Source organism: Streptomyces sp. NPDC050485, assembly GCF_044458185.1.
Classification (GTDB): domain Bacteria; phylum Actinomycetota; class Actinomycetes; order Streptomycetales; family Streptomycetaceae; genus Streptomyces.
This window is the reverse complement of the sequence record NZ_JBITHR010000009.1, coordinates 141259-163893: the sequence shown is the minus strand read 5'-3', so window position 1 is coordinate 163893 and position 22635 is coordinate 141259. Positions and strand designations below refer to the sequence as shown.

17 protein-coding genes and 1 pseudogene are annotated in these 22635 nt (G+C 70.2%); 7 read left to right on the top strand and 11 right to left on the bottom strand.

Features of this window, described 5'->3' with window-relative positions; genetic code table 11:
• Positions 1-28 precede the first annotated feature (28 nt).
• Genes ACIBK6_RS20120 through ACIBK6_RS20110 form a run of 3 tightly spaced genes read right to left on the bottom strand, consistent with a single transcriptional unit; the run spans position 29 to position 3452 of the window.
• Positions 29-1405 (bottom strand): Y4yA family PLP-dependent enzyme, encoded by a 1377-nt coding sequence (locus tag ACIBK6_RS20120; RefSeq protein ID WP_399052627.1) that lies wholly within the window; start codon positions 1403-1405, stop codon positions 29-31.
• Positions 1402-2427 (bottom strand): ornithine cyclodeaminase family protein, encoded by a 1026-nt coding sequence (locus ACIBK6_RS20115; RefSeq protein WP_399052626.1) that lies wholly within the window; start codon positions 2425-2427, stop codon positions 1402-1404. The genes ACIBK6_RS20120 and ACIBK6_RS20115 overlap by 4 nt, the downstream gene beginning before the upstream one ends.
• Before the next feature lie 29 nt (positions 2428-2456).
• Positions 2457-3452: a TauD/TfdA family dioxygenase gene (locus ACIBK6_RS20110; RefSeq protein ID WP_399052625.1), complete on the bottom strand. Its 996-nt coding sequence runs from the start codon at positions 3450-3452 to the stop codon at positions 2457-2459.
• 334 nt (positions 3453-3786) lie between these two features.
• Here ACIBK6_RS20110 and ACIBK6_RS20105 point away from each other — a divergent pair, with 334 nt between their 5' ends.
• From ACIBK6_RS20105 to ACIBK6_RS20090, 4 genes are read left to right on the top strand one after another with little or no spacing between them, the layout of a single operon-like run.
• A complete protein-coding gene (locus ACIBK6_RS20105) occupies positions 3787-5337 on the top strand; it encodes an ABC transporter substrate-binding protein (RefSeq protein WP_399052624.1) in 1551 nt (516 codons plus the stop codon).
• Between the two features lie 20 nt (positions 5338-5357).
• Entirely contained in the window at positions 5358-6344 is a 987-nt protein-coding gene (locus tag ACIBK6_RS20100) for an ABC transporter permease (RefSeq protein ID WP_399052623.1), read from the top strand.
• Positions 6341-7189, top strand: coding sequence for an ABC transporter permease (locus ACIBK6_RS20095; RefSeq protein WP_399052622.1), 849 nt, complete (start codon positions 6341-6343; stop codon positions 7187-7189). The genes ACIBK6_RS20100 and ACIBK6_RS20095 overlap by 4 nt, the downstream gene beginning before the upstream one ends.
• Positions 7186-8703, top strand: coding sequence for an ABC transporter ATP-binding protein (locus ACIBK6_RS20090; RefSeq protein ID WP_399052621.1), 1518 nt, complete (start codon positions 7186-7188; stop codon positions 8701-8703). Before ACIBK6_RS20095 ends, ACIBK6_RS20090 begins: the two co-directional genes overlap by 4 nt.
• Before the next feature lie 19 nt (positions 8704-8722).
• On the opposite strand, the pseudogene ACIBK6_RS20085 reads toward ACIBK6_RS20090, so the two are convergent.
• From ACIBK6_RS20085 to ACIBK6_RS20065, 5 genes and pseudogenes are all read right to left on the bottom strand, one after another.
• Positions 8723-9154 (bottom strand): annotated as a pseudogene (locus tag ACIBK6_RS20085) (short-chain fatty acyl-CoA regulator family protein); the annotation flags it as partial.
• A gap of 126 nt (positions 9155-9280) precedes the next feature.
• A complete protein-coding gene (locus ACIBK6_RS20080; protein ID WP_399052620.1) occupies positions 9281-9955 on the bottom strand; it encodes a response regulator in 675 nt (224 codons plus the stop codon).
• A 167-nt stretch (positions 9956-10122) separates the two neighbouring features.
• Positions 10123-10875: an ABC transporter permease gene (locus ACIBK6_RS20075; protein WP_399052619.1), complete on the bottom strand. Its 753-nt coding sequence runs from the start codon at positions 10873-10875 to the stop codon at positions 10123-10125.
• A complete protein-coding gene (locus tag ACIBK6_RS20070) occupies positions 10868-11770 on the bottom strand; it encodes an ABC transporter ATP-binding protein (RefSeq protein WP_399052618.1) in 903 nt (300 codons plus the stop codon). The genes ACIBK6_RS20075 and ACIBK6_RS20070 overlap by 8 nt, the downstream gene beginning before the upstream one ends.
• 102 nt (positions 11771-11872) lie before the next feature.
• Positions 11873-13003 (bottom strand): sensor histidine kinase, encoded by a 1131-nt coding sequence (locus tag ACIBK6_RS20065; protein ID WP_399052617.1) that lies wholly within the window; start codon positions 13001-13003, stop codon positions 11873-11875.
• Between the two features lie 476 nt (positions 13004-13479).
• Between ACIBK6_RS20065 and ACIBK6_RS20060 the strand changes: the two genes are divergently transcribed.
• Positions 13480-15453, top strand: coding sequence for a DNA/RNA helicase domain-containing protein (locus ACIBK6_RS20060; protein ID WP_399052616.1), 1974 nt, complete (start codon positions 13480-13482; stop codon positions 15451-15453).
• Positions 15454-15509: 56 nt separating this feature from the next.
• Here ACIBK6_RS20060 and ACIBK6_RS20055 read toward each other — a convergent pair whose 3' ends face one another.
• The 3 genes from ACIBK6_RS20055 to katG all read right to left on the bottom strand — a co-directional run bounded on the left by ACIBK6_RS20055 (position 15510) and on the right by katG (position 20198).
• Positions 15510-15638, bottom strand: coding sequence for a DUF6408 family protein (locus ACIBK6_RS20055; protein ID WP_399052615.1), 129 nt, complete (start codon positions 15636-15638; stop codon positions 15510-15512).
• A 264-nt stretch (positions 15639-15902) separates the two neighbouring features.
• Entirely contained in the window at positions 15903-17774 is a 1872-nt protein-coding gene (locus ACIBK6_RS20050; RefSeq protein WP_399052614.1) for a DNA/RNA helicase domain-containing protein, read from the bottom strand.
• A gap of 192 nt (positions 17775-17966) precedes the next feature.
• Positions 17967-20198, bottom strand: coding sequence for a catalase/peroxidase HPI (gene katG / locus ACIBK6_RS20045; protein WP_399052613.1), 2232 nt, complete (start codon positions 20196-20198; stop codon positions 17967-17969).
• Between the two features lie 553 nt (positions 20199-20751).
• Here katG and ACIBK6_RS20040 point away from each other — a divergent pair.
• On the top strand, positions 20752-21162 hold the full coding sequence (locus ACIBK6_RS20040; RefSeq protein WP_399052612.1) for a Fur family transcriptional regulator: 411 nt from the start codon (positions 20752-20754) through the stop codon (positions 21160-21162).
• Positions 21163-21307: 145 nt separating this feature from the next.
• Positions 21308-22633: an erythromycin esterase family protein gene (locus ACIBK6_RS20035; RefSeq protein ID WP_399052611.1), complete on the top strand. Its 1326-nt coding sequence runs from the start codon at positions 21308-21310 to the stop codon at positions 22631-22633.
• Positions 22634-22635: the final 2 nt, after the last annotated feature.

The window sequence follows — 22635 nt, the reverse complement described above, 5'->3', positions numbered from 1 at the left end:
GAAGAGCTCCTGGGTGAGTGGGGGGACGTCAGCTGGCGGTGCGGCGGTCCAGGCGCCAGCGCGGGCGGTCGCCCAGCCGGTCGAGGACGACCTTCGGGGGCAGCGGCAGGTCGTGGAAGGGCGACTCGTTGGAGTCCATCTGGTAGCCGGCCGTGTTCGGGTACACGAGGAGGTCGCCCACCCGGGCAGCGGCGGGCAGCGGAACCTTGCGCCACGTGACCATGTCCGACTCCAGACATGAGGCTCCACCGACGCACGTGGGACGGATGCCGGTGGCGCGGGAGCGGCCCGTGGGGGTCACCAGCTCCGGGTCGGGCAGGTATTCGCTGCTGAACCACTGCTCGGACAGGCTCAGACTGGTGCCGTCGACGGTGGCGATCCGGTAACCGTCGCGCTCCTTGAGACCCTGGACGCAGAAGACCGTCGAACCCGCGCCCGCCAGCAAGGCCCGGCCGGGCTCCATCAGCAGCAGCGTCCCCGTCTCCTTCAACCGCTCGGCCAGGCTGGTCCGCCCGCCCTCGGGGACGGACGCCAGGATGGCGCGCAGGGCGTCCGCGCCCGCGACGGGGGAGTGGTACGGGTAGAAGTCGCCGCTCTGGAACGACTTGCGCGCGTGGTAGTGCTCGGGACGCTGCTCGGCGAGGAAGCTGTGCCACCGCTCGGCCGGGCTGTAGTCGACGGCGAAGCCTCCGCCGATGCTGATCCGGTCGGCCTGCAGCCCCAGGACCCGGGCCTTGAGGCACCACTCGACCAGTTCCGCCGCGAGGTCGGCACGCGGCTGCGTGGCGTAGCCGGACAGGTGGAAGCTGAAGCCCTCCATCCGTACGGCGTCGCCCGCTCGCACGCACCGGTCCAGGGCCGTCTCCAACTCGCCGTTGTTCAGGCCGAAGCGGCTGTGGGGCTGGGTGGGAGGCAGCCGGCGCAGCAGCAGTCGGGCCGGTCGTACGGTGCCGGTCAGCGCCAGCGTGATGAGCATGTCCAGCTCGTCCAGCGCGTCGACGGCGACCAGACAGCCCTGCAGCAGGGCCAGCCGCAGCAGTTCGGCGCTCTTGGCGGGCCCGGTGACCACGATGTTCTCGCCGCGTACCCCGTGGCCGAGAGCTTCCCGCAGTTCACCCGTGCTGGCCACGTCGACGCCGGCCTGGTGCGCGGCGCAACGCTCCATCCATACGGCCGCCTTGTTCGCCTTCTTCGCGTAGTACACCCGCCCCTCCACCCCGGCGTCGCCGAGCGCGGTGCGGAAGGCGGCGAGGTTGGCGTCGAAGCGGTGCGGCAGCAGGAAGTGGAAGGGGCCGCCGAAGGCGTACGACAGCTCGTGGAGCAGTCCGCTGTCCAGTACCCGGTCGGTGTCCGGATCCGGGTGGGCGGGCAGGGTCGGCACGTTCGTCGTCCGTACGGCGCTCACTGCCACAGCGGCACCTCGGTGCCCAGGCCCTGCGCGAGGGCGAGCTGCGCGAAGCGGTGGCCGAGCGCGATGTCGGTGACGACGAGACCGCTGTTGTACGCGAAGACCCGCTCCTCGGCGGAGCAGCGGCCCGCGGTGATCCCGGCGATGACGGTCGGCAACTCGGCGTCCACCGCGGGGAGTTTGCCGTCGGCGTCGGCCAGGTCGGTGCCCGTGACGTTCATCTGGGCCTCGCTGGTCGCGATCACCCGGTCCGCCTGGTGCAGGGTCGAGGGGGCCAGCCCGTGGCCGACCAGGATCGACAGGGCGCCCGGCTTGAGCCAGCCCGATTCGACGGCGGCCGGGGTGTGGCCGCCGGCGGTGGCCACGATGACATCGGCGTCGGCGGCGGCGGAACGTACATCCGTGACGATCTCCACGTCCCGGTCGGGGAAGTGCGCCCGCAGCTCTTCGCGCACGGCGGCGATGCCGTCGGCGTGCGTGCCGAAGACCATCAGCCGGTCCAGGCCGGGCAGCGTCGTCAGCAGGAACGGCAGTGCCAGTCGCCCCTGGGTACCGGTGCCGATGACCAGGGCGCTGCGCGCACCCGGTGCGGCGCACTCGCGGGCCAGCAGGGCGGAGACGGCCGGGGTGCGCAGGGACCCGATGCGGGAGCAGTCCATCATCGCCACCGGCAGTCCGGTGGCGTCGTCGTAGAGGGTGAGGGTGGTGTAGTAGTGCTGCTCCGCGCGCCCGACGTCGAGACCGTGCTTGTACGAGGTCTTGATGGCGACGACATCGCGGGAGCCGTCGCGGCCGAGCATCGCGTACGCGACCGAGTGCTCGTCCCGCGGCTTGACGGTGAGCTTGCGGGGGTTGTCGGACCGCCCGGCGTGCAAGGTGCGGTAGGCGCCTTCCACGGTGGCGACCACGTCGGCCAGGGTGATGTCGATGCCGGCCAGATCGCTCTTGGACAGGATCCGCAGGCGCTTGTCGTCGCCGGACATCGCGTCACCGGCCGCGCCGGTCTGGGTGTCGGTCATGGGTCAAATCCTCCAGTGACGTGGCTGGTTCAGCCTGCGTGGGCTTCGATCGCGGCCTGGCCGTAGCCGTGTTCCGCGGCCTCGGCCGACGGGCGGGTGCGGCGCCCGGGGACGCGGACCGAGGCGCGCTTGAGCCAGCGGTCGGTGCCGTCGTAGCGGGCCTGGAAGGGGACGCGGCCGTGGACGACGATGTCGTTGTCGACGACGAGGACCTCACCGGGGGTGAGGCTGACCGCGACGGAGACCCGGGCCAGTTCGTCCCCCAGCCGTCCGTAGGCTTCGCGGTAGGGGGCATCGGCCCGGTCGAGGGGTGTGTAGGCGGGGTCGAAGCGCAGCGTCGTGCCGCCCTCGCCCGCGAACAGGGCGGGCACCGCGGGGGGTTCCGCGTCCGTGTAGCCCTGGGCCTCGGCATAGGCGTCGTCCGGCAGGATCGGCACCACCGGCCGCGACAGGGCTTCCACATCGGCGTCCGACAGAGCCGTCCTGCGGATGCTGGCCGCGGTGGTGGCGATGTTGTCGTGGTTGCGCATGCAGCCGAGCATCAGCAGGTGGGCGCGGCCGGGGTGGAAGGCGTCCTCGGTGTGCGGGCTGAGCAGCACGCTGCTGCTGGCGCCGGTCTGCTCGCTCTCGTGGCCGGGCGAGGGGACGATGTTGTGGACGAACCGGCCGTCCTGCTGGCCTTCCCAGGCGATCGGATTGCCCATCACGCTGGCCAGCAGCAGGAGCGCGATGTCGTAGAGGGCGCCGCTGTCGCCCGCGGTGGCCCAACTGTCCGGTGTGGCGCCGATGGAGGCGTCGTCGACGTCCAGGCCCCGCAGCACGAACAGACCGTCCGCGGTGTCGACGGGCCTGCAGCCGTGCCGCAGGGCGTCGCTGAAACCGTTCGCGGTCTTGGCGACGCGCTCCAGGAGCGCGGGGGATGTCGCCGAGGTGCCGAATTCTTCGAGTATCCGTTCCGCTGCCGTGCGGAGTTCACCCACGGTGTCGGGGGCGAGCTGGCGGACGGGTGCGGCTGCCGTGCTCATGGCGAAGGAGTCCGTTCCGTGTGGGGATGGCAGGTGGCGCCACCGGTGCGCAGCAGGCGGCGATGCGCCAACTGGTCGCAATGCAGGGGGAGTTGACCCATTCGCTGCGGGTGGATCAACGTCCGGCGGCGCTCGAACGCTAGCATCAAACTTAGGTAAGGCAAACCTTACTCATGACCTATGATGAACGGAACCTGCCAAGGGGGCGGTAATCGGCGAACGCGCCCCGCTTGCGAGTGCGGGCCACCCCGCAACCTCTTGCGGGGATGGTTGTCATTAGGGTAGGCAAACCTAATACGGCTTGGGTTGTCCAGAACATGGAGCGAGGACGTACGTGAACATCAACAGGCGTCAGGTGCTGTTGGCCGGCGGGGCGATGGGGACGGCCGCACTCCTTGCGGCGTGTTCCTCGGGCGGCGCAAGCACCGCGGCCGGTTCTGCCGGCAAGGGCGGCAAGCCCAAGAAGGGCGGCACCCTGCGCATCGGCGCGCTCGGCCGGGCCGGCGCCATCACCCGCGACCCGCACGGCACCCAGGCCAATGAGAGCGACTACCTCATCCTCGCGCTCACCTTCGACACGCTTGCCGTGCCGGGCGCCACGTCCAACACCGTGCCCCGGCTGGCCTCGTGGGAACCCTCGGCGGACCTGAAGACGTGGCGCTTCAAGGTGGCCAAGGGAGCCGCCTTCCATGACGGCACCCCAGTCACCGCCGCCGACGTGGTCTGGTCGCTGCGCCGACTGCGCAACACCCCGGCCGGCGCGGCCCGGCTGCCCGGGGTCAAGGACGCCGCCAGCATCACGGCGGAAGGCACCGACACCGTGGTCGTGGCCTCCGAATACGCCAACGCCGAACTGCCGCTCATGACCCGGTTCGCTACGTTCGTCATGAAGAAGGACACCCCGGACAAGGACGTGGCCAAGGCGCCCGGAACCGGCCCGTTCAAACTGGACTGGTACCGGGGCGGCAACGCCCGTCTGGTGCGCAACGACACGTGGTACGGCGGCACCGTCCACCTCGACGCGATCGAGGTGACCATGTTCGAGACGCCGCAGGCCATGGCCAACGCCCTGTTCGCCGGTCAGATCGACGTCGCCTCCAACGCCGGCCCGGTCGCCGCGCGCACCGCGGAGTCCCGCAAGGAGATCCAGGTCGTCCGGCGCCCCGACGACATGTCGATGCCCATCGTCATGCGCACCGCCGACGGCCCCTTCGCCGACCCCCGGGTGCGGGAGGCGATGCGCCTGGTGGTGGACCGCGAAGCGATGGTCAAGCAGGCCCTGTCCGGATACGGGAACGTCGCCAACGACATCATGGGCACCGGCGACCCCGACTACGCCAAGGACATCCCGCAGCGGGGGCGCGACCTGGCCAAGGCCAAGCAGCTCCTGGCGGACGCCAAGTTCGACCTGTCCAAGACCTACGAGCTGTACACCACCGAGGACGTCTCCGGCATCGCCGACTCCGCGACCCTGTTCGCCTCGCAGGCGCGTGAGGCCGGGATCAAGATCAAGGTGGTCAAGCAGGAGTCCGGAGCGTTCTACGAGAAGACCTGGCTCAAGGGCGACCTCTACACCAACTACTGGGGCACCAACGACTCGGTGGTCTTCTTCGCGTCCAAGACCCTGCTCGGCGGCGCCGGCCAGAACGAGTCGGGCTTCGACGACAAGGAGTTCAACGACACGTACCGCAAGGTCATCGGCACCACGGACAAGCAGGCCCGTGCCAAGGCCCTGCACGAGTTGCAGCAGATCGAGTACGACCGCTCCGGCTACCTGCTGTGGGGCATGGCCGACGGCGTCGACCTCGCCGCCGCGAAGGTCCAGGGCCTGCCGAAGCTGCCCGGCTACGGGCGCGTCCAGCTCGAAAGCGTGTGGCTGAGTTGAGCACACCCCAGGACAGCGCGGTGGCCGCCCCTGCCGGCACAGGGGCGGCCACCGCGCGCCGCCGCCCGCTCCCGCTGCTCGGCCGCATCGCCGCGGTCGTGGGGCGCCGGGTCCTCATGCTGGCCGTCCTGCTCGCCCTGGTGTTCGCCGCCGTCGAACTGCTGCCGGGCGACGCGGCCACCGCGACCTCCGAACGGGGGGAGAGCGCCGCCGACCTCGCGGCCCGCCGTCACCTGCTGGGCCTGGACCGGCCCGTGTGGGAACGCTTCTGGGACTGGATGACGGGACTGTTCACCGGGGACCTCGGCGTCAGCGCCCATGGCGAGAAGGTCACGCACCTGCTGGCCGACCCGTTCCCCAACACGCTGCTGCTTGCGGCCGTCGCCTTCGTGCTGACGGCGGCAGCCTCTCTGGCCCTGGGCTGCTGGGCCGCCGCCCGCCCCGGCCGGCTGACCGACCGGGTCATCGGCCACGCCGCCACCTCGGCGTTCGCCGTCCCCGAATTCGTCGTATCCGTCGGCCTGTTGATGCTGCTCTCGCTGTGGACGGGCTGGCTGCCCGCCGTCACCGTCGCCGGGGCCGACGGCAGGCCCGCCACCTGGACCATGCTGATCATGCCGGTCCTCGCCCTCGTCATCCCGCAGACCGGATGGAACACCACCATCGTGCGCGGCGCGCTCGCCGACCAGGCCGCCACCCCCCACGTCGAGGCCGCCCACCTGGACGGTCTGCCGGTGCACCGCGTCATCCGGCGCCACGCCCTGCCCGGCGCCGTACCGGCCATCGCCACCGGGCTCGCCACCTCCACCGGCATGCTCCTGGGCGGCACCGTCGTCGTGGAGACCCTCTTCAACTACCCCGGTATCGGCAGCGTGCTGGCCAGCGCCGTCGCCACCCGGGACACCCCGCTCATCGCCGGCGTCGTGGTCTGTTCCGGTGCCGCCATCAGCCTCGTCCTGCTCGCCGCCGACCTCGTCCGGGCCCGAGTACTGGGGAACCACGCATGAGCACCCTCGCCACCACCCGACTCCGGCCGCGGTCCGCCGCTCGCGGACGGCTCGTACGCCGTCTGGTCCCCGGACTCCTCCTTGTTCTCCTCGCCCTCACCGGCCCGTTGCTCGCGGCGCACCCGCTCGACAAGCCGGTCACCGCGCCCTTCGCCGCCGCCGGTGACGGCGCACCACTGGGCGGCGACCAGCTCGGCCGGGACGTCCTGAGCCGGCTCCTGCACGGCGGCACCGCCCTGATCGGCAGCGCCCTCCTGGTCGCCGTCGTCGTCACCGCGCTCGCCGCGCTGGCGGGCTGCTTCGCCGTCCTGCACCCGGCCGTGGGGCGGGCCGTGGAACGCACCGCCGACGTCTTCATCCTGCTCCCGCCGGTCCTCGGCATCATGCTCATCGCACTCGCCTGGCCCGGCGGCGGACGGTGGGCCGTCATCAGCGCCGCCATCGCCCTGGGCACCCCCTACGCGGTGCGCGTCGTCGCGAGCGCGGCCGCTCCCCTCGCCGGCGCCGGATACGTCGAAGCCGCCCTGGCCGGCGGCGAATCCCTCGCCTACACCGCCACCCGGGAACTCCTGCCGAACCTGCGCGCCACCGTCCTCGCGCTGTTCGGCCTGCGCTTCGTCGAGGCGGTGTACGTCATCTCCATGGCCGGATTCCTCCAGATCGGCCCCCAGCCGCCCGCCGCGGACTGGGCGCTGATGATCCGCGAGAACTCCTCGGGCATCCTCCTCAACCCGTGGGCGGTCATGGCTCCCAGCCTGGCCATCGCCGCGCTCGCCATCAGCGTCAACCTCGCCGCCACCTCCCTCGCACCCCGCTCCGCACGCAAGGCGGTGACCACCCCGTGAACAACCCCCTGCCGTCGTCCACCGCCGACGAGACATCCGGCGCCGTGTCAGCCGACGACGGCCGCGCGGCCGTGCCCGTCGCGACGGTGACCGATCTCGGCATCCGGATCGCCGACGGACCCGTCCTGCTCCAGCCCACCAGCCTGACCGTCCGGCCCGGCGAGATCACCGCCCTCACCGGGGCCTCCGGCTCCGGCAAGACCACCCTGCTGCGCGCCCTGATCGGCCACCTGCCCGCTCAAGCCGCCCTGGACTGCGCCGAGTTCGACGTCCTGGGCCACCGCGTTCCCGGCCTGGACGCGACGGCTCTGCGGACCCTGCGCCGCACCCAGGTCGCGTACGTCGGCCAGGACCCCGGCTCAGCACTCAACCCCCGGATGAAGATCCGCCACCTGATCGCGGAGACGGCCACCACTGCGAGCGACCAGGCCGTCCTCGACCTGCTGCGCGAATGCAAGCTGCCCACGGACGGCGGGTTCCCCGACCGCAGGCCCACCGCCATCTCCGGCGGCCAGCAGCGCCGCGTCGCGCTCGCCCGCGCCCTCGCCCGCACCCCCGACCTGCTGCTCCTGGACGAACCGACCGCGGGACTCGACGAAGCCCTGCGCGACGAGATCGCCGCCCTGCTGCGCCACCTGGCCACCTCGCGCGGTCTGGCCATCGTCATGGCCTGCCACGACCCCCAGCTCGTCGCCGCCTGCGCCGACCACGTCGTACCACTGACCACCCACCCGGCGCGTCGGCCCCAGCGACGCATCCCGCTGCCGCAGCAGAAGAAGGGGGAATCCGCGGACACTCCCGCCGACGGGATCACGGCGCGGTCCGTCAGCGTGATGTTCCGCGGCCGAGGCGCGACCCAACTGGCCCTGGAAGACGTCGACTTCACCGTACGCTCCGGCTCGGCGACCGCGATCGTCGGGCCCTCCGGCTCCGGCAAGACCACCCTGCTCCGCGTCCTCGCCGGCCTGCAACGGCCCGACACCGGATCCCTCACCCTCGACGGGCACCCGCTCGCCCACGCGGCCCGCAAGCGTCGGCGCGAACACCACCAACGCATCCAGCTCGTCCCGCAGAACCCGCTGGCCGCACTCAATCCGTCCCGCACCATAGGCGCCGCCCTGGCCCGGCCCCTGCGCCGGCACACCGAGCTGACCAGGGCCCAGGCCGCGGACCGGATCACCGAGCTGCTCGATCAGGTCGGCCTGCCCGCCGACTTCAGCCACCGCTACCCGCGGGAACTCTCCGGCGGGCAACGCCAGCGCGTCTCCATCGCCCGCGCCCTCACCGCCGGCCCCGACTTCCTGCTCTGCGACGAGATCACCTCCGCGCTCGATCCCGACACGGCCATCTCCATCATGGAGCTCCTGCAACGCCTGCGCGCAGCACACAACATGGCCATCGCCCTCGTCAGCCACGAGACGCACCTGGTCGCCGCCTACACCGACACCGTGCACGTCCTGGAAGCCGGACGGCTCGCCGCACACGGCCCCACCGCGGCACACGTGCCGGGCTGACCGACCCGGCGCGCGGCCGGGGGATGTCCGTGACCGGGTACGGCACGAAGGTGCTGCTCCGCTCGCCGACGGCCAGCTCCTTGCCGAGGGGCGGCACCGCGGGCCGTGGGCAGTCCAGGCGTTCGCAGATCCGGCAGCCCATCCCGATGGGCGTGGCCGTGTTGTCGAGGTCGAGGCCCTCGGAGTTGACCAGCCGGGAGGCGTGGCGGAGCTCGCAACCGAGGCCGATCGCGAAGGTCTTGCCGGGCCCGCCCCAGCCGCCCCGCTGGCGGGTGACGGCGCGGCCGGTCCACAGGTAGCGCTGCCCGTCCGGCATGGCGGCGACCTGGACGTGAATGCGGCCGAGTGCGGCGAACGCCTCGTACACGTTCCAGAGCGGGCAGGTGCTGCCCGGGCGGGAGAAGTGCAAGCCGGTGGCCGACTGCCGCTTGGACATGCTGCCCGCCCGGTCGCCCCCCGGTGAGGTGTGCGGACAGGGCACGGACGACCTCGCCGGGGCAGGACCCTTGAGGGGCTGCTCCGCACCCTGCCGTGCCCAGCCGGACCCCACACGCTGCAGTGTGCGGTCTGGGGCAGGTCAGGTTGGCATTCCTCGCTCCGCGAGGCCGCTCTCGTAGGCGATGATGACGAGTTGTGCGCGGTCGCGGGCGTTCAGCTTGGCGAGGAGGCTGCCCACGTGTGTCTTCGTCGTCGGCAGGCTGATCACCAGGTGCTCGGAGATCTCGGCGTTCGACAGTCCGTTCGCGATCAGCACGAGCACCTCGTGCTCCCGCTTGGTGAGCCCGACGAGCCTCGGCGCAGGGCGGTGCGCTTCGTCGCGGCTGGAGAAGTTCGCGATGAGGCGGCGCGTGACCGTGGGTGCCAGGACACCCTCGCCCGTGGCGATGACGCGGATGCCGGCGATCAGCTCGGACGGTGAGGCGTCCTTCAGCATGAACCCGCTGGCACCCGCCTGAAGGGCCGGGTACACGTACTCGTCCATGTCGAACATCGTGAGGGCGAGCACCCGCACGCCGGACAAGGTCGCGTCGGAGCAGATCTGCCGCGTGGCCGCGATGCCGTCCATGACGGGCATGCGCAGATCCATCAGCACGACGTCCGGTTTGAGTTCCCGGGCGAGTTCGACCGCAGCGGCTCCGTCACCGGCCTCGCCGACCGCTTCCATTCCCGGTGTCGAATCGATGAGGAAACGGAAGCTCCCGCGCAGCAGCGCCTGATCGTCTGCGACGAGCACCTGGATCGCCTCGGCCATCCCACGTTCCTCGCCTGCTGTTCGTCGGGCCCCCGTTTCGGCGAGGCTTCAGCGCTGCTTTCAACGCCCCTCTCAACGCCCCAGTGAACGTGGGCCAGTTGATGGGGCAGCCCGGATTAGCTCTACGTATTCCATCCGGCGTGGGGCAGCTGCGCCACGCCGTCCCGTCACGCGTCCCAGCGCCGATGCCGTACGTAGCCGAGGACGAGTGCCGCCACGGTCCACCCGAGCAGCATCGCACATCCCGTGTACGCGTCGTGCGAGCCGACGGTGAGCATCTTGGCGCCTGCCCGGTCGGGGAAGTACCGCGCGACCTCCTTGGTCGCCCCGATGACGGACAGGATCTGGGACCCGGCGAGCACCATCGGGAGCAGCACGGCCAGCGGGAGCACGGAGCTGCGGGCCGCCGCGGCCACGCCGGCCGCGAACAGGCTCATCAGTGTCAGGTAGAGCACCGCGCCGCCCAGGGCTCTGGGCACTCCGGCCGTGCCGATCGAGACGCCGTGCGGGCCAAGGGCGGACTGGGTGACCAGATAGCCGACGACGGTGACCGGGACGGCGACCAGTAGGGCGGTGACAGCGGTGACGGCCATCTTCGCCGCGTAGAGCCGACCGCGCCGGGGCACCACGAGCAGAGAGACCCGCATCATGCCCGAGCCGTATTCGCTGCTGACGACGAGCACAGCGAACACGATCAACGCGAGCTGCCCGTAGAGGATGCCGTCGAGGCCCGCCTGCTGGGCGGTGAAGCCGTCCCGCAGCATCGGGCTGTCGGAATCGAGTGCCGACTTCGCGGACCAGCCGTCCAGAGCGGCGATCAGGATGCTGAGAGGGACGAACAGCAGCAGTGCGAGGAACGTGCCGCGCACGCACCGCACTTTGGTGAACTCGGCGCGGACGGCCGCGAGCGTCTCAGACACGGGCGTTCCCGCTATTCCTGCCGACGAGTCCGAGGAACGTGTCCTCAAGGGATCCCGCGTGCGTACTCAGCTCATCGAGCGCAACGCCGTGGACCGCAGCCAGCCGGCCGATCTCGGCCGCCGGCAGGCCGACGGCCTCCAGGCTGCCGTCCGACGCGAGGGTCACCGTCGCTCCCGTGCGTTCCAACTCCCGGCCGAGCCACCCAGGTTCCGGCGTTCGCACGCGTACGTACGTCTGCCCGTGGCGCTGGATGAAGTCCGCCATGGCGGCGTCCGCGAGGAGCTGCCCGTGGTCGATGACGACCAGATGGTCGGCGACCATGGACATCTCGGTCATCAGATGGCTGGAGACGAGAACGGTGCGGCCTTCGTCGGCCTTCGCACGCAACAGCTCGCGTAACCACCGGATGCCTTCCGCGTCAAGGCCGTTGACCGGTTCGTCGAGCATCAGGACGGGCGGATCGCCGAGCAGTGCCGCCGCCAGGCCGAGCCGCTGGCCCATGCCGAGGGAGAACGTGCCGACCCGCCGCCGTGCCACGGCCGCCAGACCGACCGCCTCCAGGACTTCGCCGACCCGGCCGTGTCCGATCCGGTTGCTCTGCGCGAGCCACCGCAGGTGGTCGGCGGCGGTGAGGCTGCGGTGCGGTGCCGACGTCTCAAGGAGGGCACCGACGTGCCGGGCCGGGCAGCGGAGTTCGGTGTAGGCGCGCCCGCTGATCCGGGCGGAGCCCGCGTCCGGGCGGGTCAGGCCGAGGATCATCCGCAGCGTGGTGGACTTCCCGGCGCCGTTGGGGCCCAGGAACCCTGTAACGGCACCCGGGTGCACCGTGAAGGTGAGACCGTCGACGACGGTGTTCTCCCCGTACCGCTTGGTCAAGTTCAGGACGTCAATCACCGGGTCAGTCTCACCGGGCGCACGCTGCGGCCACATCGGTCCCGGGGCGGGAATTCGGGCCGCCCTCCAGAGGCAGAACCCATACCTGCGAATGAGTCCGGCTCAGTACGGCAGCGTCGCCGTGACCCGGAAGCCACCGCCCGGCTCCGGCGCCGCGGTGACGGAGCCACCGTGTGCCGCGGCCCGCTCCCGCATGCCAACGAGGCCGAGGCCGCCACCGGGTGCCGTGGGGCGGCGTACGGATCCGGGACCGTCATCGGCGACGTCGATCGTCAACACGCCGTCCTCCGAGGTCAGTTGAACCCGGCAGCGGGTCGGCGCGGCGTGCCGGATGACGTTGGTGAGAGCCTCCTGCACGATCCGGAACGCGGCCATGGCCACACCGTCGGGAGGCTGGTCCGCGCAGCTGGTCCGCAGGTCGACGCAGACGCCTGCGGCCTCGGCACCGCGCACCAGGCCGGGCAGGTCCGAGAGCCCGGGAACCGGGTGCAGATCCTGCCCCCCGTCCTCCTCGCGGCGCAGCACCTTGAGCGTGGCCCGCATGTCGCGCAGCGCCGTGCGGCTGATGTCCTCGATCACTGCCAGTGCTTCCCGCGCCTCCTGTGGGTGGCTGGCGATCACGTGGTTGGCGATACCGGCCTTGACGGCGATCAGGCCCACGCTGTGCGTGACGACGTCGTGGATGTCACGGGCGATCCGCAGCCGCTCCTCGACCTTCGCCCGCTCGGCCGTCTGCTCGATGACCTGCCGCACGGTCTCCCGCCGCTCCCTGACGGCCGACCCGGCCGCCCAGGTGACGCCGAGGACCAGCGCACCGAACACGGCCTGCACGGTCCGGGTACCGCCCGCGTAGTGCTGCCCTCCCGTCATCGCCAGCAGGACGGCGCCCGCCACGCAGACCCCGCCGACGCAGACCGCGGACAGCCCCAGCCGTTGCCTGCGCGTCACTGCCACCAGGTACAGGGCGTAAGCGGCGGCGAGGAGGGAGGTCTGCCCGAACCCGAACGGCACCGCCACACAGGCCCCGATCAGTACGAACACGAACACCGGCACGGGCCACAGCCGCCGTACGACAAGGGGCAGCCCAGTGCTCAGCGACAGCAGCCACACCGTGGCATCGCTCACCCCACCGCTCAATACCGGCCGCAGCGGCGCGAGCTGCGAGAGCAGTACGAACCCGAGCGCGGCCGGGACGTCGAGCAGGATGAGGCGCCGGCGCGGGATATCTGCCATTCGTCGAACGTATTCGTTCGGCGCGGAGTTCGTCCCCTGCCGGGCCAGATGGAGGGAGCCGACCGACAGGGGCTTGCCCGCGTTCCTCTCGGTCTTCCCGGGACTCGCTCGACAGAGCAACCGATATCGGTCACAGGTCGTGCCCCGTGACCGGTACCGCGTGATCCAGCCACGACCGACGCGGTTCTGACCGACAGCGGGGGTGACGTTTTCGGCGAGCCGAGCCCTATCTAAGATCGCCACAACCGAATTGCGGCCCGACGGGCTTCCTGAACAGGACATGCCCCCACCCGCACGAGTCACTCGTGCCCTGGGGGAACCACCTCGTGTCCATGCTCCTGCTGAAACTGTCGGCGCGGGATCTGCTCACTCTCGATTCGCGTGATCGGATGGTGCCGCACCTTGCTGCCCGGTGGCGGTACTTCCGGGGAGGGGATGCCTCGGAGTCGGAGCGTTCCGCATGGGCGGAAAGTCTGGTGAGCCTCGCGAACGACCTGGTCGCGGCGGGACGCGGGAACGTGGAGATGATCGTCGAGTGCGCGGTCACGCTCGATGAGGCGGTCTGCCCCGGTGACCCCCGCCTCATCGACGTCGTTCTGGTGGGCCGTCATCCAGAGCGTCACGTTCCCTCCGTGCAGTTGGTCGAATTGAAGCGTTGGTCGACGGTGAGCCGGGCGGAACGGGCGACCGCGGATCTGTTGCACGTGCCGGGCATCAAAGACGAGAAGAAGCACCCGGCGCTGCAATTGGCCGTCTATTACGAAGCGTTCACGGGCGATCGGGGCCCTTTTCAGGGTGCCGACTTCGAATGTGGCGGCTTCGCCTACCTGCACAACGCCACTGACGACTCCGTACGGACTCTGATCGACGTGGACGCACCGACAGGCTCGTACGCGCGCATATACACGAGCGATCGGCGCGAGCAGTTGCTGTCCGACCTCAGGAAGAACTTCGCCGATGAAGGCGCGGCCTCCGCGGCGGAGAGGATGCTGCAGAACATGGGTCTGCGCAACACCCCGCTGCTCGACGCCATGATCTGGTCCCGGGGAGCGGATACCGTCTTCACCCTGCGAGGGCGGCAGAAGGAGGTCGCCGACCACGTGATGGAGACGGCTTCCAAGGTCTTGCCGGACCCCGAACGTCCGGCTCTGGTGCCGGACGAGCGGCGGGTGATCTTCCTCGTGACCGGTGGCGCGGGAACGGGGAAGAGCGCGATCGGCCTGCAGATCAAGGCGGAGCTGGAGGCCCAAGGCCGTACGGTCAACTACGCCAGTGGAAGCAGAGCCTTCAACGGCGCCCTTCAAGAACACGTCGGCTACGGAGACCGGCAGTTCAGGGAGACGTTCACCTACTTCAGCAACTTCGTCACCCCACCCGACCCACTCCTGGACGTGCTGATCTGCGACGAGGCGCATCGTCTCCGGGACCGGTCGACCAGCCGATTCTGGAAACCCGAGGACTGGGGCACGGGCCCCCAGGTGGACGAGCTTCTGGCAGCGTCCCGACTGACCGTGTTCTTCCTGGACGAGGGCCAGTCCGTGCGACCGAACGAAGTCGGTACCGTCGATCTGATCAAGGACGTGGCCCAACGGCACGGCGCCCTACTCCTTCGGTACAAGCTGCGGGAGCAGTTCCGATGCGGTGGCAGCGATGCGTACGTCCGCTGGGTACGGGCGTTGCTCGGGGTGACGGACGGGGCGCCCGACCGTTGGCGACCGGACGGACTGATGCACATCGAAGTGGCGGACACCCCGGAGGAACTCGAACAGATCATTCGTACGGAAGCACTCGCCGGTGCTTCGGCGCGCATGGTCGCGGGCTACTGCTGGCCATGGACGAAGCCACTCGGCAAGGAGAGGCGCCTGGAGGCCGACGTTCGTATCGGCGACTGGCATCGACCGTGGAACGCGGACAGCGAAAGCTTCTGCGAGCACGAGGCGCCACCGTCGAGGATCTGGTCCGTGCACGAGAACGGCCTCGGTCAGATCGGCTGTGTGTACACGGCGCAGGGGCTGGAATGGGACTGGTGCGGGGTGATCATGGGTGAGGACATGGTGCGCCGCGGTGACCAGTGGGTGTTCCGGCGGGGCAAGGAACGCAAGACGTCGGAGCCGGGCATCAAGCGGGTCGCCGAGCCCGGTTCGTTCGATCCGAAGGTGAAGGCCGGGAGCGTCGACGGCCCGGAATTCGCCCGTCTCGTCCGCCATGCCTACCACGTGCTGATGACCCGGGCCAGCCGTGCCACGGTGCTCTATTCCACGGACAAGGAGACCCGGGACTATCTCAAGAAGCTCGTCGGCAACGTCGAGATCCACGGACTGCGTCCCACTTGGGAGAACTTGCCGGTGGAGGCGCGTAAGCCGCATCTGCCCCGGCCGGGCAGAGGGCGAAGCAAGGGAAAGCGTCGCAAGGGTGCGGGGCCGCAGGCACCTGATCTGCGGCTGTTCTGAAAGGCGCTGTTGAGTGAGTGAGGTGGCGGGCTCGCCGGGCCCGCCACCGGCCTGCGCTAGAAGAGCAGACCTGCAACCGCTACGAGGGTCGTCACCAAAAGGTTGGAGACGACCGTGACAGCGATCTCGATCAGGATCTCGCGGATCCGTTCACGACGCGCAGGGTTGTACTCGACCGAGGTCATGGCCACTCCAAAAGCTGTGAGATGGAATGGCAGGGGGACGCCCTACCGGGCATCCACGCTCGCGTCGCATGTCACCACACGACGGGCACAACCATTCGTCCCCCGCAGCTCGTTGGGGCGAACTCAGGAACCGCAGCCGCGTACCCTCCGGGAAGGTGCGCAGCGCGCTCATGCTATCTCGTGGGTCTGCTCTGCGCGTTGTGGATTTTCATGGTGATGCGCGAAGTGGCGCGATCACCGATGTTGTCCGAACGTCCGTGGCGGCTAGAGCGTTTCGGGGATCAGAGAGCGGAGCTTGTCGCGGGTTTCCGGGTCCGTCGAGTAGACGATCGTGCCGATCATGCCCCGGGTCAGCAGCACCCTGTAGGTGTTGCGGACGAGGCGGTCGACGTCCTCGTCGGGAGTCGCCCTGGTGAATGAGGGGTCCTTGGACGCGGTGCGGTCCACCACCCAGCGGTCTGTCCGCCAGACGAGGTCCGGTCCCATGATCACGCCGGACCAGTCGTACTCGAAGCCCTGTGCGGTGTACACGCACCCGATCTGGCTGAACCCGGCGGGGTCGGTTGCCCAGAGGGGTGCCGGCGGCGCGCCGAGCAGGGCACGGTCGCCGTAGAGGTTCCACGGCCTAGCCCAGTCGCCGATGACCACGTCGGTGGGCAGGGTGTGCATACTCGAAGTGATCTTCGTCGTCCACTTCCAGCAATAGCCCGCGGACATGCGGGCGCCATAGCCCTGAGCCCGTCGAGCGGCCAGGAGGTTCTCCAGCTCCTGCGGGCTGTCGGCAGTCAGAAGCCGTACCTTGTCGTCCGGCTCCCACGCGGTGGGCGCGTTCCCTTCGAGCCCCAACAGGTCGACCACCCATCGCAGGTAGGCGTCGCTGCCACCGCACCGGAACTGGCTGTCCAGCTCCACCACCGTGCAGCCCAGGTCCAGTTCGGCCGCGGCTGCCCGGATCTGTTCCACGGTTCCCATCTCGCCCGGACGCACCACCTGGTGCTGGTCGAGCAGGAACACCGGAACCCGAGCGGCGTCCATCAGCTCTGCCACCTGAGGACGGCCGGTACGCAGGGCGGCCTTGGTGTAGCGGTTGGCGGAGGTCTTGCGGAGCCGGTGCGCCTCGTCGCAGACCAGCACGTCGAGGTCGTTGGGCTCGGCCTCCATGAAGCTGTTGAAATAGCGGAAGAGCCGCTGGACCTCGGGTTTGCGGGCGCCGGCGACCTTGCGCATCGTCTTGGTGAAGGACTGCGAACCGGTGGCGTGCACGGTGGGCACCCCGCGCCGGTAGAGATCACCCAGCAGGGACAGGGCGATGACGCTCTTGCCGGAGCCCGGGCCACCGGTCACGACGACGACCTGCTTGCGGTGTGACCGCCGGGCCTGTCGGACCGCCGACATCACCGTTTCATAGGCGAGCCGCTGTTCGTCCAGCAGCACGAACTGTTCCCGGTCGCGCACCTCTTCGGCGGCGACGGCCATCAGCTGCCTCGATGGCCGGACCTTGCCCTGCAGCAGGGCATCGGCCGCCTCGGCACCCGGCTTCGCCGCCAGCCTCGAACGCAGGTAGCCGAGGAAGGCGCCGCGCTGCTCGCCGGTGAACATCCGGCCCCGATCGTCCTCCGTGACGGCGCGGAGACCCGCCACCCCGAACTCGGTCGCGTTGTGCAAGTAGGCGACCCCCGCGACCGAATCCGGGATCCGCTCCAGCGCCCCGTTGAACGAGAGCAGGTAGTCGCAGTAGCCGCGTACCTGCTCGATCGGGTTGAGGACCGGATCCGGGTAGGCGGCGATGCGGCACCGCAGCGGATCGTCCTCCTCCGGGTAGGCCTCGCTCCACTGCTTCAGCTCGACCACCACGTACGAGGGCTCGCCGGTGCTCGGATGAACGCCGGCCAATATGACGTCCGCGCGCTTGCTGGTCAGGGGCAGCCCGTACTCCAGCAGCATCTCGACTTCACCGAGCCCGGCTTCGATCAGAGCGTTGGTCAGGGCGGGGATACTGCGCTCCCAAGCGCGCACCTCTGCCGGCTGGGGCTGGTGACGGTGTTTGTGCAGGAAGTTCTCGGTGAGGAGCTGCGCCAGCCGCCCTTCGACGTGTGTGCGGGTGGCCAACGACGCCGCGGACTCACGGAACAGCAAGGAAGTGCCCCCAGGCAGCACGAAGTAGCTCGTGCGGGTGGGGGCATGTCCTTCACTTCCACAGACGTGGAGCGGAAGCCCGTCGGGCCGCTGAGATGGTCATAGGCATCCTAGAACAGGACACGGACCAGGCACCCGGAGCTGGGGCGGCCCCCCCGGGCCGACCCCCGAGGGCCGGCCCGGGGTTTCCGGTCAGGCCAGGTCGAAGCGGTCCAGGTTCATTACCTTGGTCCAGGCCGCGACGAAGTCCGTCACGAACTTCTCCTTCGCGTCGTCGCTCGCGTAGACCTCCGCGAGGGCGCGCAGTTCGGAGTTGGAGCCGAAGACCAGGTCGGCGCGGGTGCCGGTCCATTTGAGTTCGCCGCTCGCCGCGTCGCGGCCCTCGAACGTGGTCTCGTCCGCGGACGTCGCCTTCCACGTCGTACCCAGGTCGAGCAGGTTGACGAAGAAGTCGTTGGTCAACGTGCCCGGGTTCGTGGTGAGGACGCCGTGCGGCGACTGCTGGTGGTTCGCGCCCAGGACGCGCAGGCCACCGACGAGGACCGTCAGCTCGGGGGCGCTCAGGGTCAGCAGGTTCGCCCTGTCGAGCAGCAGGTACTCCGCCGGGAGCCGGTTGCCCTTGCCGAGGTAGTTGCGGAACCCGTCGGCCGTCGGTTCGAGCGCCGAGAACGACTCCACGTCCGTCTGCTCCTGCGAGGCGTCCACGCGGCCCGGCGCGAAGGGGACCTCGACGCTGATGCCGGCGTCCTTGGCGGCCTTCTCGACACCCGCCGCACCGGCCAGCACGATCAGATCGGCGAGCGAGACCTGCTTGCCGCCGGTCCCGGCGGAGTTGAACGCCGTCCGGACGCCCTCCAGGGTGCGCAGCACCGTCGCCAGCTCGTCGGGCTCGTTGACCTCCCAGGCGCTCTGCGGCTGGAGGCGGATGCGCGCGCCGTTGGCGCCGCCGCGCTTGTCGCTGCCGCGGAAGGACGAGGCGGACGCCCACGCGGTGGATACGAGCTGGGACACCGACAGGCCCGAGGCCAGGATCCGCTCCTTGAGGGAGGCGATGTCCCCGGCGTCGATGAGCTCGTACGTCCGCTTCGGCAGCGGGTCCTGCCAGAGCAGTTCCTCGGCCGGGACCTCCGGGCCGAGGTAGCGCGCGACCGGGCCCATGTCGCGGTGGGTCAGCTTGAACCACGCGCGGGCGAAGGCGTCCGCGAACTCTGCGGGGTTGTCCTTGAACCGCCGCGAGATCCGCTCGTAGGCCGGGTCGAGCCGGAGCGAGAGGTCGGTCGTCAGCATGGTCGGAGCGTGGCTCTTCGACGCGTCGTGGGCGTCCGGCACGGTGCCCGCCCCCGCGTTGTTCTTCGGCCGCCACTGGTGCGCGCCCGCGGGGCTCTTGAACAGTTCCCACTCGTAGCCGAACAGGATCTCGAAGAAGCTGTTGTCCCAGGTGGTCGGGGTGTTCGTCCAGATGCCCTCCAGGCCGCTGGTGATCGCGTCGCCGCCCTTGCCGGTGCCGTGGGTGCTCTTCCAGCCCAGGCCCTGCTGTTCGAGCGGGGCGGCCTCGGGGTCGGGGCCCACGGCGTCGGCGGGGCCCGCGCCGTGCGTCTTGCCGAAGGTGTGGCCGCCCGCGATCAGGGCGACGGTCTCCTCGTCGTTCATCGCCATCCGGTGGAACGTCTCGCGGATGTCGCGGGCCGCGGCGACGGGGTCCGGGGTGCCGTTCGGGCCCTCCGGGTTGACGTAGATGAGGCCCATCTGGACCGCGCCGAGGGGGTTCTCCAGCTCGCGGTCGCCGGTGTAGCGCTCGTCGTCCAGCCAGGTGGTCTCGGGACCCCAGTAGACGTCCTCGTCGGGCTCCCAGACGTCCGGACGTCCACCGCCGAAGCCGAAGGTCTCGAAGCCCATCGACTCCAGCGCCACGTTGCCGGTGAGGATCATGAGGTCGGCCCACGAAAGGCTCTTGCCGTACTTCTTCTTGACCGGCCACAGCAGTCGGCGGGCCTTGTCGAGGCTCGCGTTGTCCGGCCAGCTGTTGAGGGGAGCGAAGCGCTGCTGGCCGGCCCCGGCGCCGCCGCGGCCGTCGCTGATCCGATAGGTGCCCGCGCTGTGCCACGCCATCCGGATCATCAACGGGCCGTAGGTGCCGAAGTCGGCGGGCCACCAGTCCTGCGAGGTCGTGAGGAGCTCCGCGATGTCCCGCTTCACGGTCGGGAGGTCGAGGGTCTCGAACGCCGCGGCGTAGTCGAACTCCTCGCCGAGCGGGTTGGCCACGGCGGGGTTCTTGGCGAGGATCTTCAGATTGAGCCGATCCGGCCACCACTGGCGGTTTCCGCCGCCCTGCGTCGGGTGCGGGGCGCGCTCGTGCGCGACCGGGCAGCCACCCGCGCCCTCCGTCTTGGGATCTGTGACGATTGCATCGGGGTTCTCGGACATGGCAATCCTTCTTGACTCGGTGGATCACAGTGCTCAGGAACTGCGGGCGGTGGAACAGCCGGGGCACGGGCCCCGATGGAGGGACTCGGCCTCGTCGATCGCGAGGTCGTGGCCGGGGAACGGGGACGGGGGCGGGGAAGCAGAGGGCCGCGCGCACCACCTAAAACGAGCTTACGGCTCACGCGATCACGCACCCGGGAAGCGATCGCGGCGATACCGGGGCGGTCGCCGCCCCGGGCGGTCTCCAGCAGTGTGCGCGGGCGGCGCCCAGCTGCCGCAGCCCGGCGCGGGCGGCGCCCAGCTGCGGCCCGACACCGCGCACCTTCGCGACGGCGATCCGCCATCACCTCTCTGTCCCCTGGTGTGTTGGAGTCTTCTCGTTCCCAGGGGGTGTCCGGTGGGTCAGGGGCGGACACGCCCTGGGCTCTCGGCGGCATCGATCCTATGATGGACGCAGTCCAAGTCAAGAAGTACGCCAAACCCATATCTCATCGGAGCGAGGGCGCGCCGGACCACTTCGCGTATCCCACCGGACCTGAACAGGTGAACCGATATGAGTGACCTGCTGGAGCGGCTGCGCGGGCGTGGCTGGCGGATGACCTCCCAGCGGCGGGTGGTCGCGGAGGTCCTGGACGGCGACCACGTGCATCTCACGGCCGACGAGGTGCACGTCCGCGCGGCGCGGCGGCTGCCCGAGATCTCCCGGGCGACCGTCTACAACACCCTGGGTGAGCTGGTCTCCCTCGGCGAGGTCATCGAGGTCTCCACCGAAGGCCGCGCCAAGCGCTACGACCCCAACGCACACCACCCGCACCAGCACCTGGTGTGCTCCCGCTGCGGCACCATCCGCGACGTCCACCCGGCCGGCGATCCGCTGGCCGCCCTCCCGGCCGGGGAGCGGTTCGGCTTCACGCTGTCCGGCGTCGAGATCACCTACCGGGGGCTCTGCCCGTCCTGCGCCTGAGCAGTGCCCGGCCATGACCCCGCCGGACACCCTCCGGGCAGTGCGCCCTTCCGGTTTGGTGGAAGGGCGGTGGTGGGGTCCTCCCGCCGTGCGGTGGGGGGTGCGTCGGATGGGCAGGGCGCCGCACTTGGCGGAGCCTTGCTGCATGACACGTCGGACGTCACTCACCCTCGCAACTCTGCTCTGCGCGACAGCCCTGGTCGCCGCCGCGTTCCCACCGCCCGGGCAGCGCGCGCTCGCGGCGATGGAGGGCGCCGCCCGCCCGCTGCGCACGACCGAGCCGACCGGCGGCCTGGACGACCTGCGGCCCTTCGGCCGCATGGTGGGCGGCGCACAGGTGGTGGGCCTGGGGGAGGCGACACACAGCTCGCACGAGTTCTTCGCGATGAAGCACCGAGTCCTGCGCTATCTGGTGGAGAACAAGGGATTCCGGGCCTTCGCGCTGGAGACGAGCTGGAGCAGCGGTCTGCGCATCGACGCGTATCTGCGCACCGGCGAGGGCGATCCGAGGCAGATCATGCGGGAGGAGTTCCAGGACACCTACGCGTGGTGGAACACCGGGGAGTATCTGGCGCTGATCGAGTGGATGCGCGCGTACAACATCCGCCACCCCCATGACCAGGTGCACTTCATGGGCGACGACTTCGCCTATGCCGGGCCGGACCTCTACGACAAGGTGCTCTCCTACGTGGCCCGGACCCACCCGGCGCTGCTGCCCCGCTTCACCGAGCTGTACCGGGGGCTGCGGCCGAGCACCACATCCGGCGCGTACATGAAGCAGTACCTCACCCGCCCGCCGGCCGAACGCCGGTCCATGGCGAGCAGGGCCGAGAGCGCGCTGGCCCTGCTCAAACGCCAACCGGTCAACTCGCAGGCGCAGAGCGGAAGTTACGCCTGGGCCGTGCAGCACGCGACCGCCATCGCCCAGACCGCCCGGGGCTACGCCTTCGACTTCCGGGACCAGCGGCAGGCCAGGGCGGCCATGCGTTACCGCGACCGGCTCATGGCGGAGAACATCGTCTGGTGGCACGCGCACACCGGGCAGAAGATCCTGGTGTCGGCCCACAACACCCACGTCTCCTACGAGTCGTCAGATCCGAGCTATCCCAAGGTGCAGGGCGCCTTTCTGCGCGAGAAGTTCGGCAAGGACTACGTGAGTGTCGGCACGACCTTCGGCCGGGGCGCCTTCAACGCGACCGGCCCCGACGGGAAAACGGGTGTCCACGCGCTCGGGCCCGCCGCTCCCGGGGGCACCGAGCGCCTCCTCGACCAGGTGAGCCCCCGCGACTACGTCATGGACATGCGGACGCTTGCGAAGCCGGCCCGCGCATGGCTGGACACCGCCCGCCCCACGCGGAGCATCGGCACCTCCTATCCGGAACCGGTGCTCCGCATGGCGCCGGCGCGGTCGCACGACATCCTCATCCACCTGCATCGCGTGCGTCCCGCCCGGCTGCTGGCGGTTCCGTAGCG

Bases quoted from the DNA above. Each gene is read 5' to 3' on its own strand.
- ACIBK6_RS20115 (WP_399052626.1), bottom strand. From the start codon at position 2,427: ATGACCGACACCCAGACCGGCGCGGCCGGTGACGCGATGTCCGGCGAC.
- ACIBK6_RS20110 (WP_399052625.1), bottom strand. From the start codon at position 3,452: ATGAGCACGGCAGCCGCACCCGTCCGCCAGCTCGCCCCCGACACCGTG.
- ACIBK6_RS20095 (WP_399052622.1), top strand. From the start codon at position 6,341: ATGAGCACCCTCGCCACCACCCGACTCCGGCCGCGGTCCGCCGCTCGC.
- ACIBK6_RS20080 (WP_399052620.1), bottom strand. From the start codon at position 9,955: ATGGCCGAGGCGATCCAGGTGCTCGTCGCAGACGATCAGGCGCTGCTG.
- ACIBK6_RS20065 (WP_399052617.1), bottom strand. From the start codon at position 13,003: ATGGCAGATATCCCGCGCCGGCGCCTCATCCTGCTCGACGTCCCGGCC.
- ACIBK6_RS20055 (WP_399052615.1), bottom strand. From the start codon at position 15,638: ATGACCTCGGTCGAGTACAACCCTGCGCGTCGTGAACGGATCCGCGAG.
- katG (WP_399052613.1), bottom strand. From the start codon at position 20,198: ATGTCCGAGAACCCCGATGCAATCGTCACAGATCCCAAGACGGAGGGC.
- ACIBK6_RS20040 (WP_399052612.1), top strand. From the start codon at position 20,752: ATGAGTGACCTGCTGGAGCGGCTGCGCGGGCGTGGCTGGCGGATGACC.
- ACIBK6_RS20035 (WP_399052611.1), top strand. From the start codon at position 21,308: ATGACACGTCGGACGTCACTCACCCTCGCAACTCTGCTCTGCGCGACA.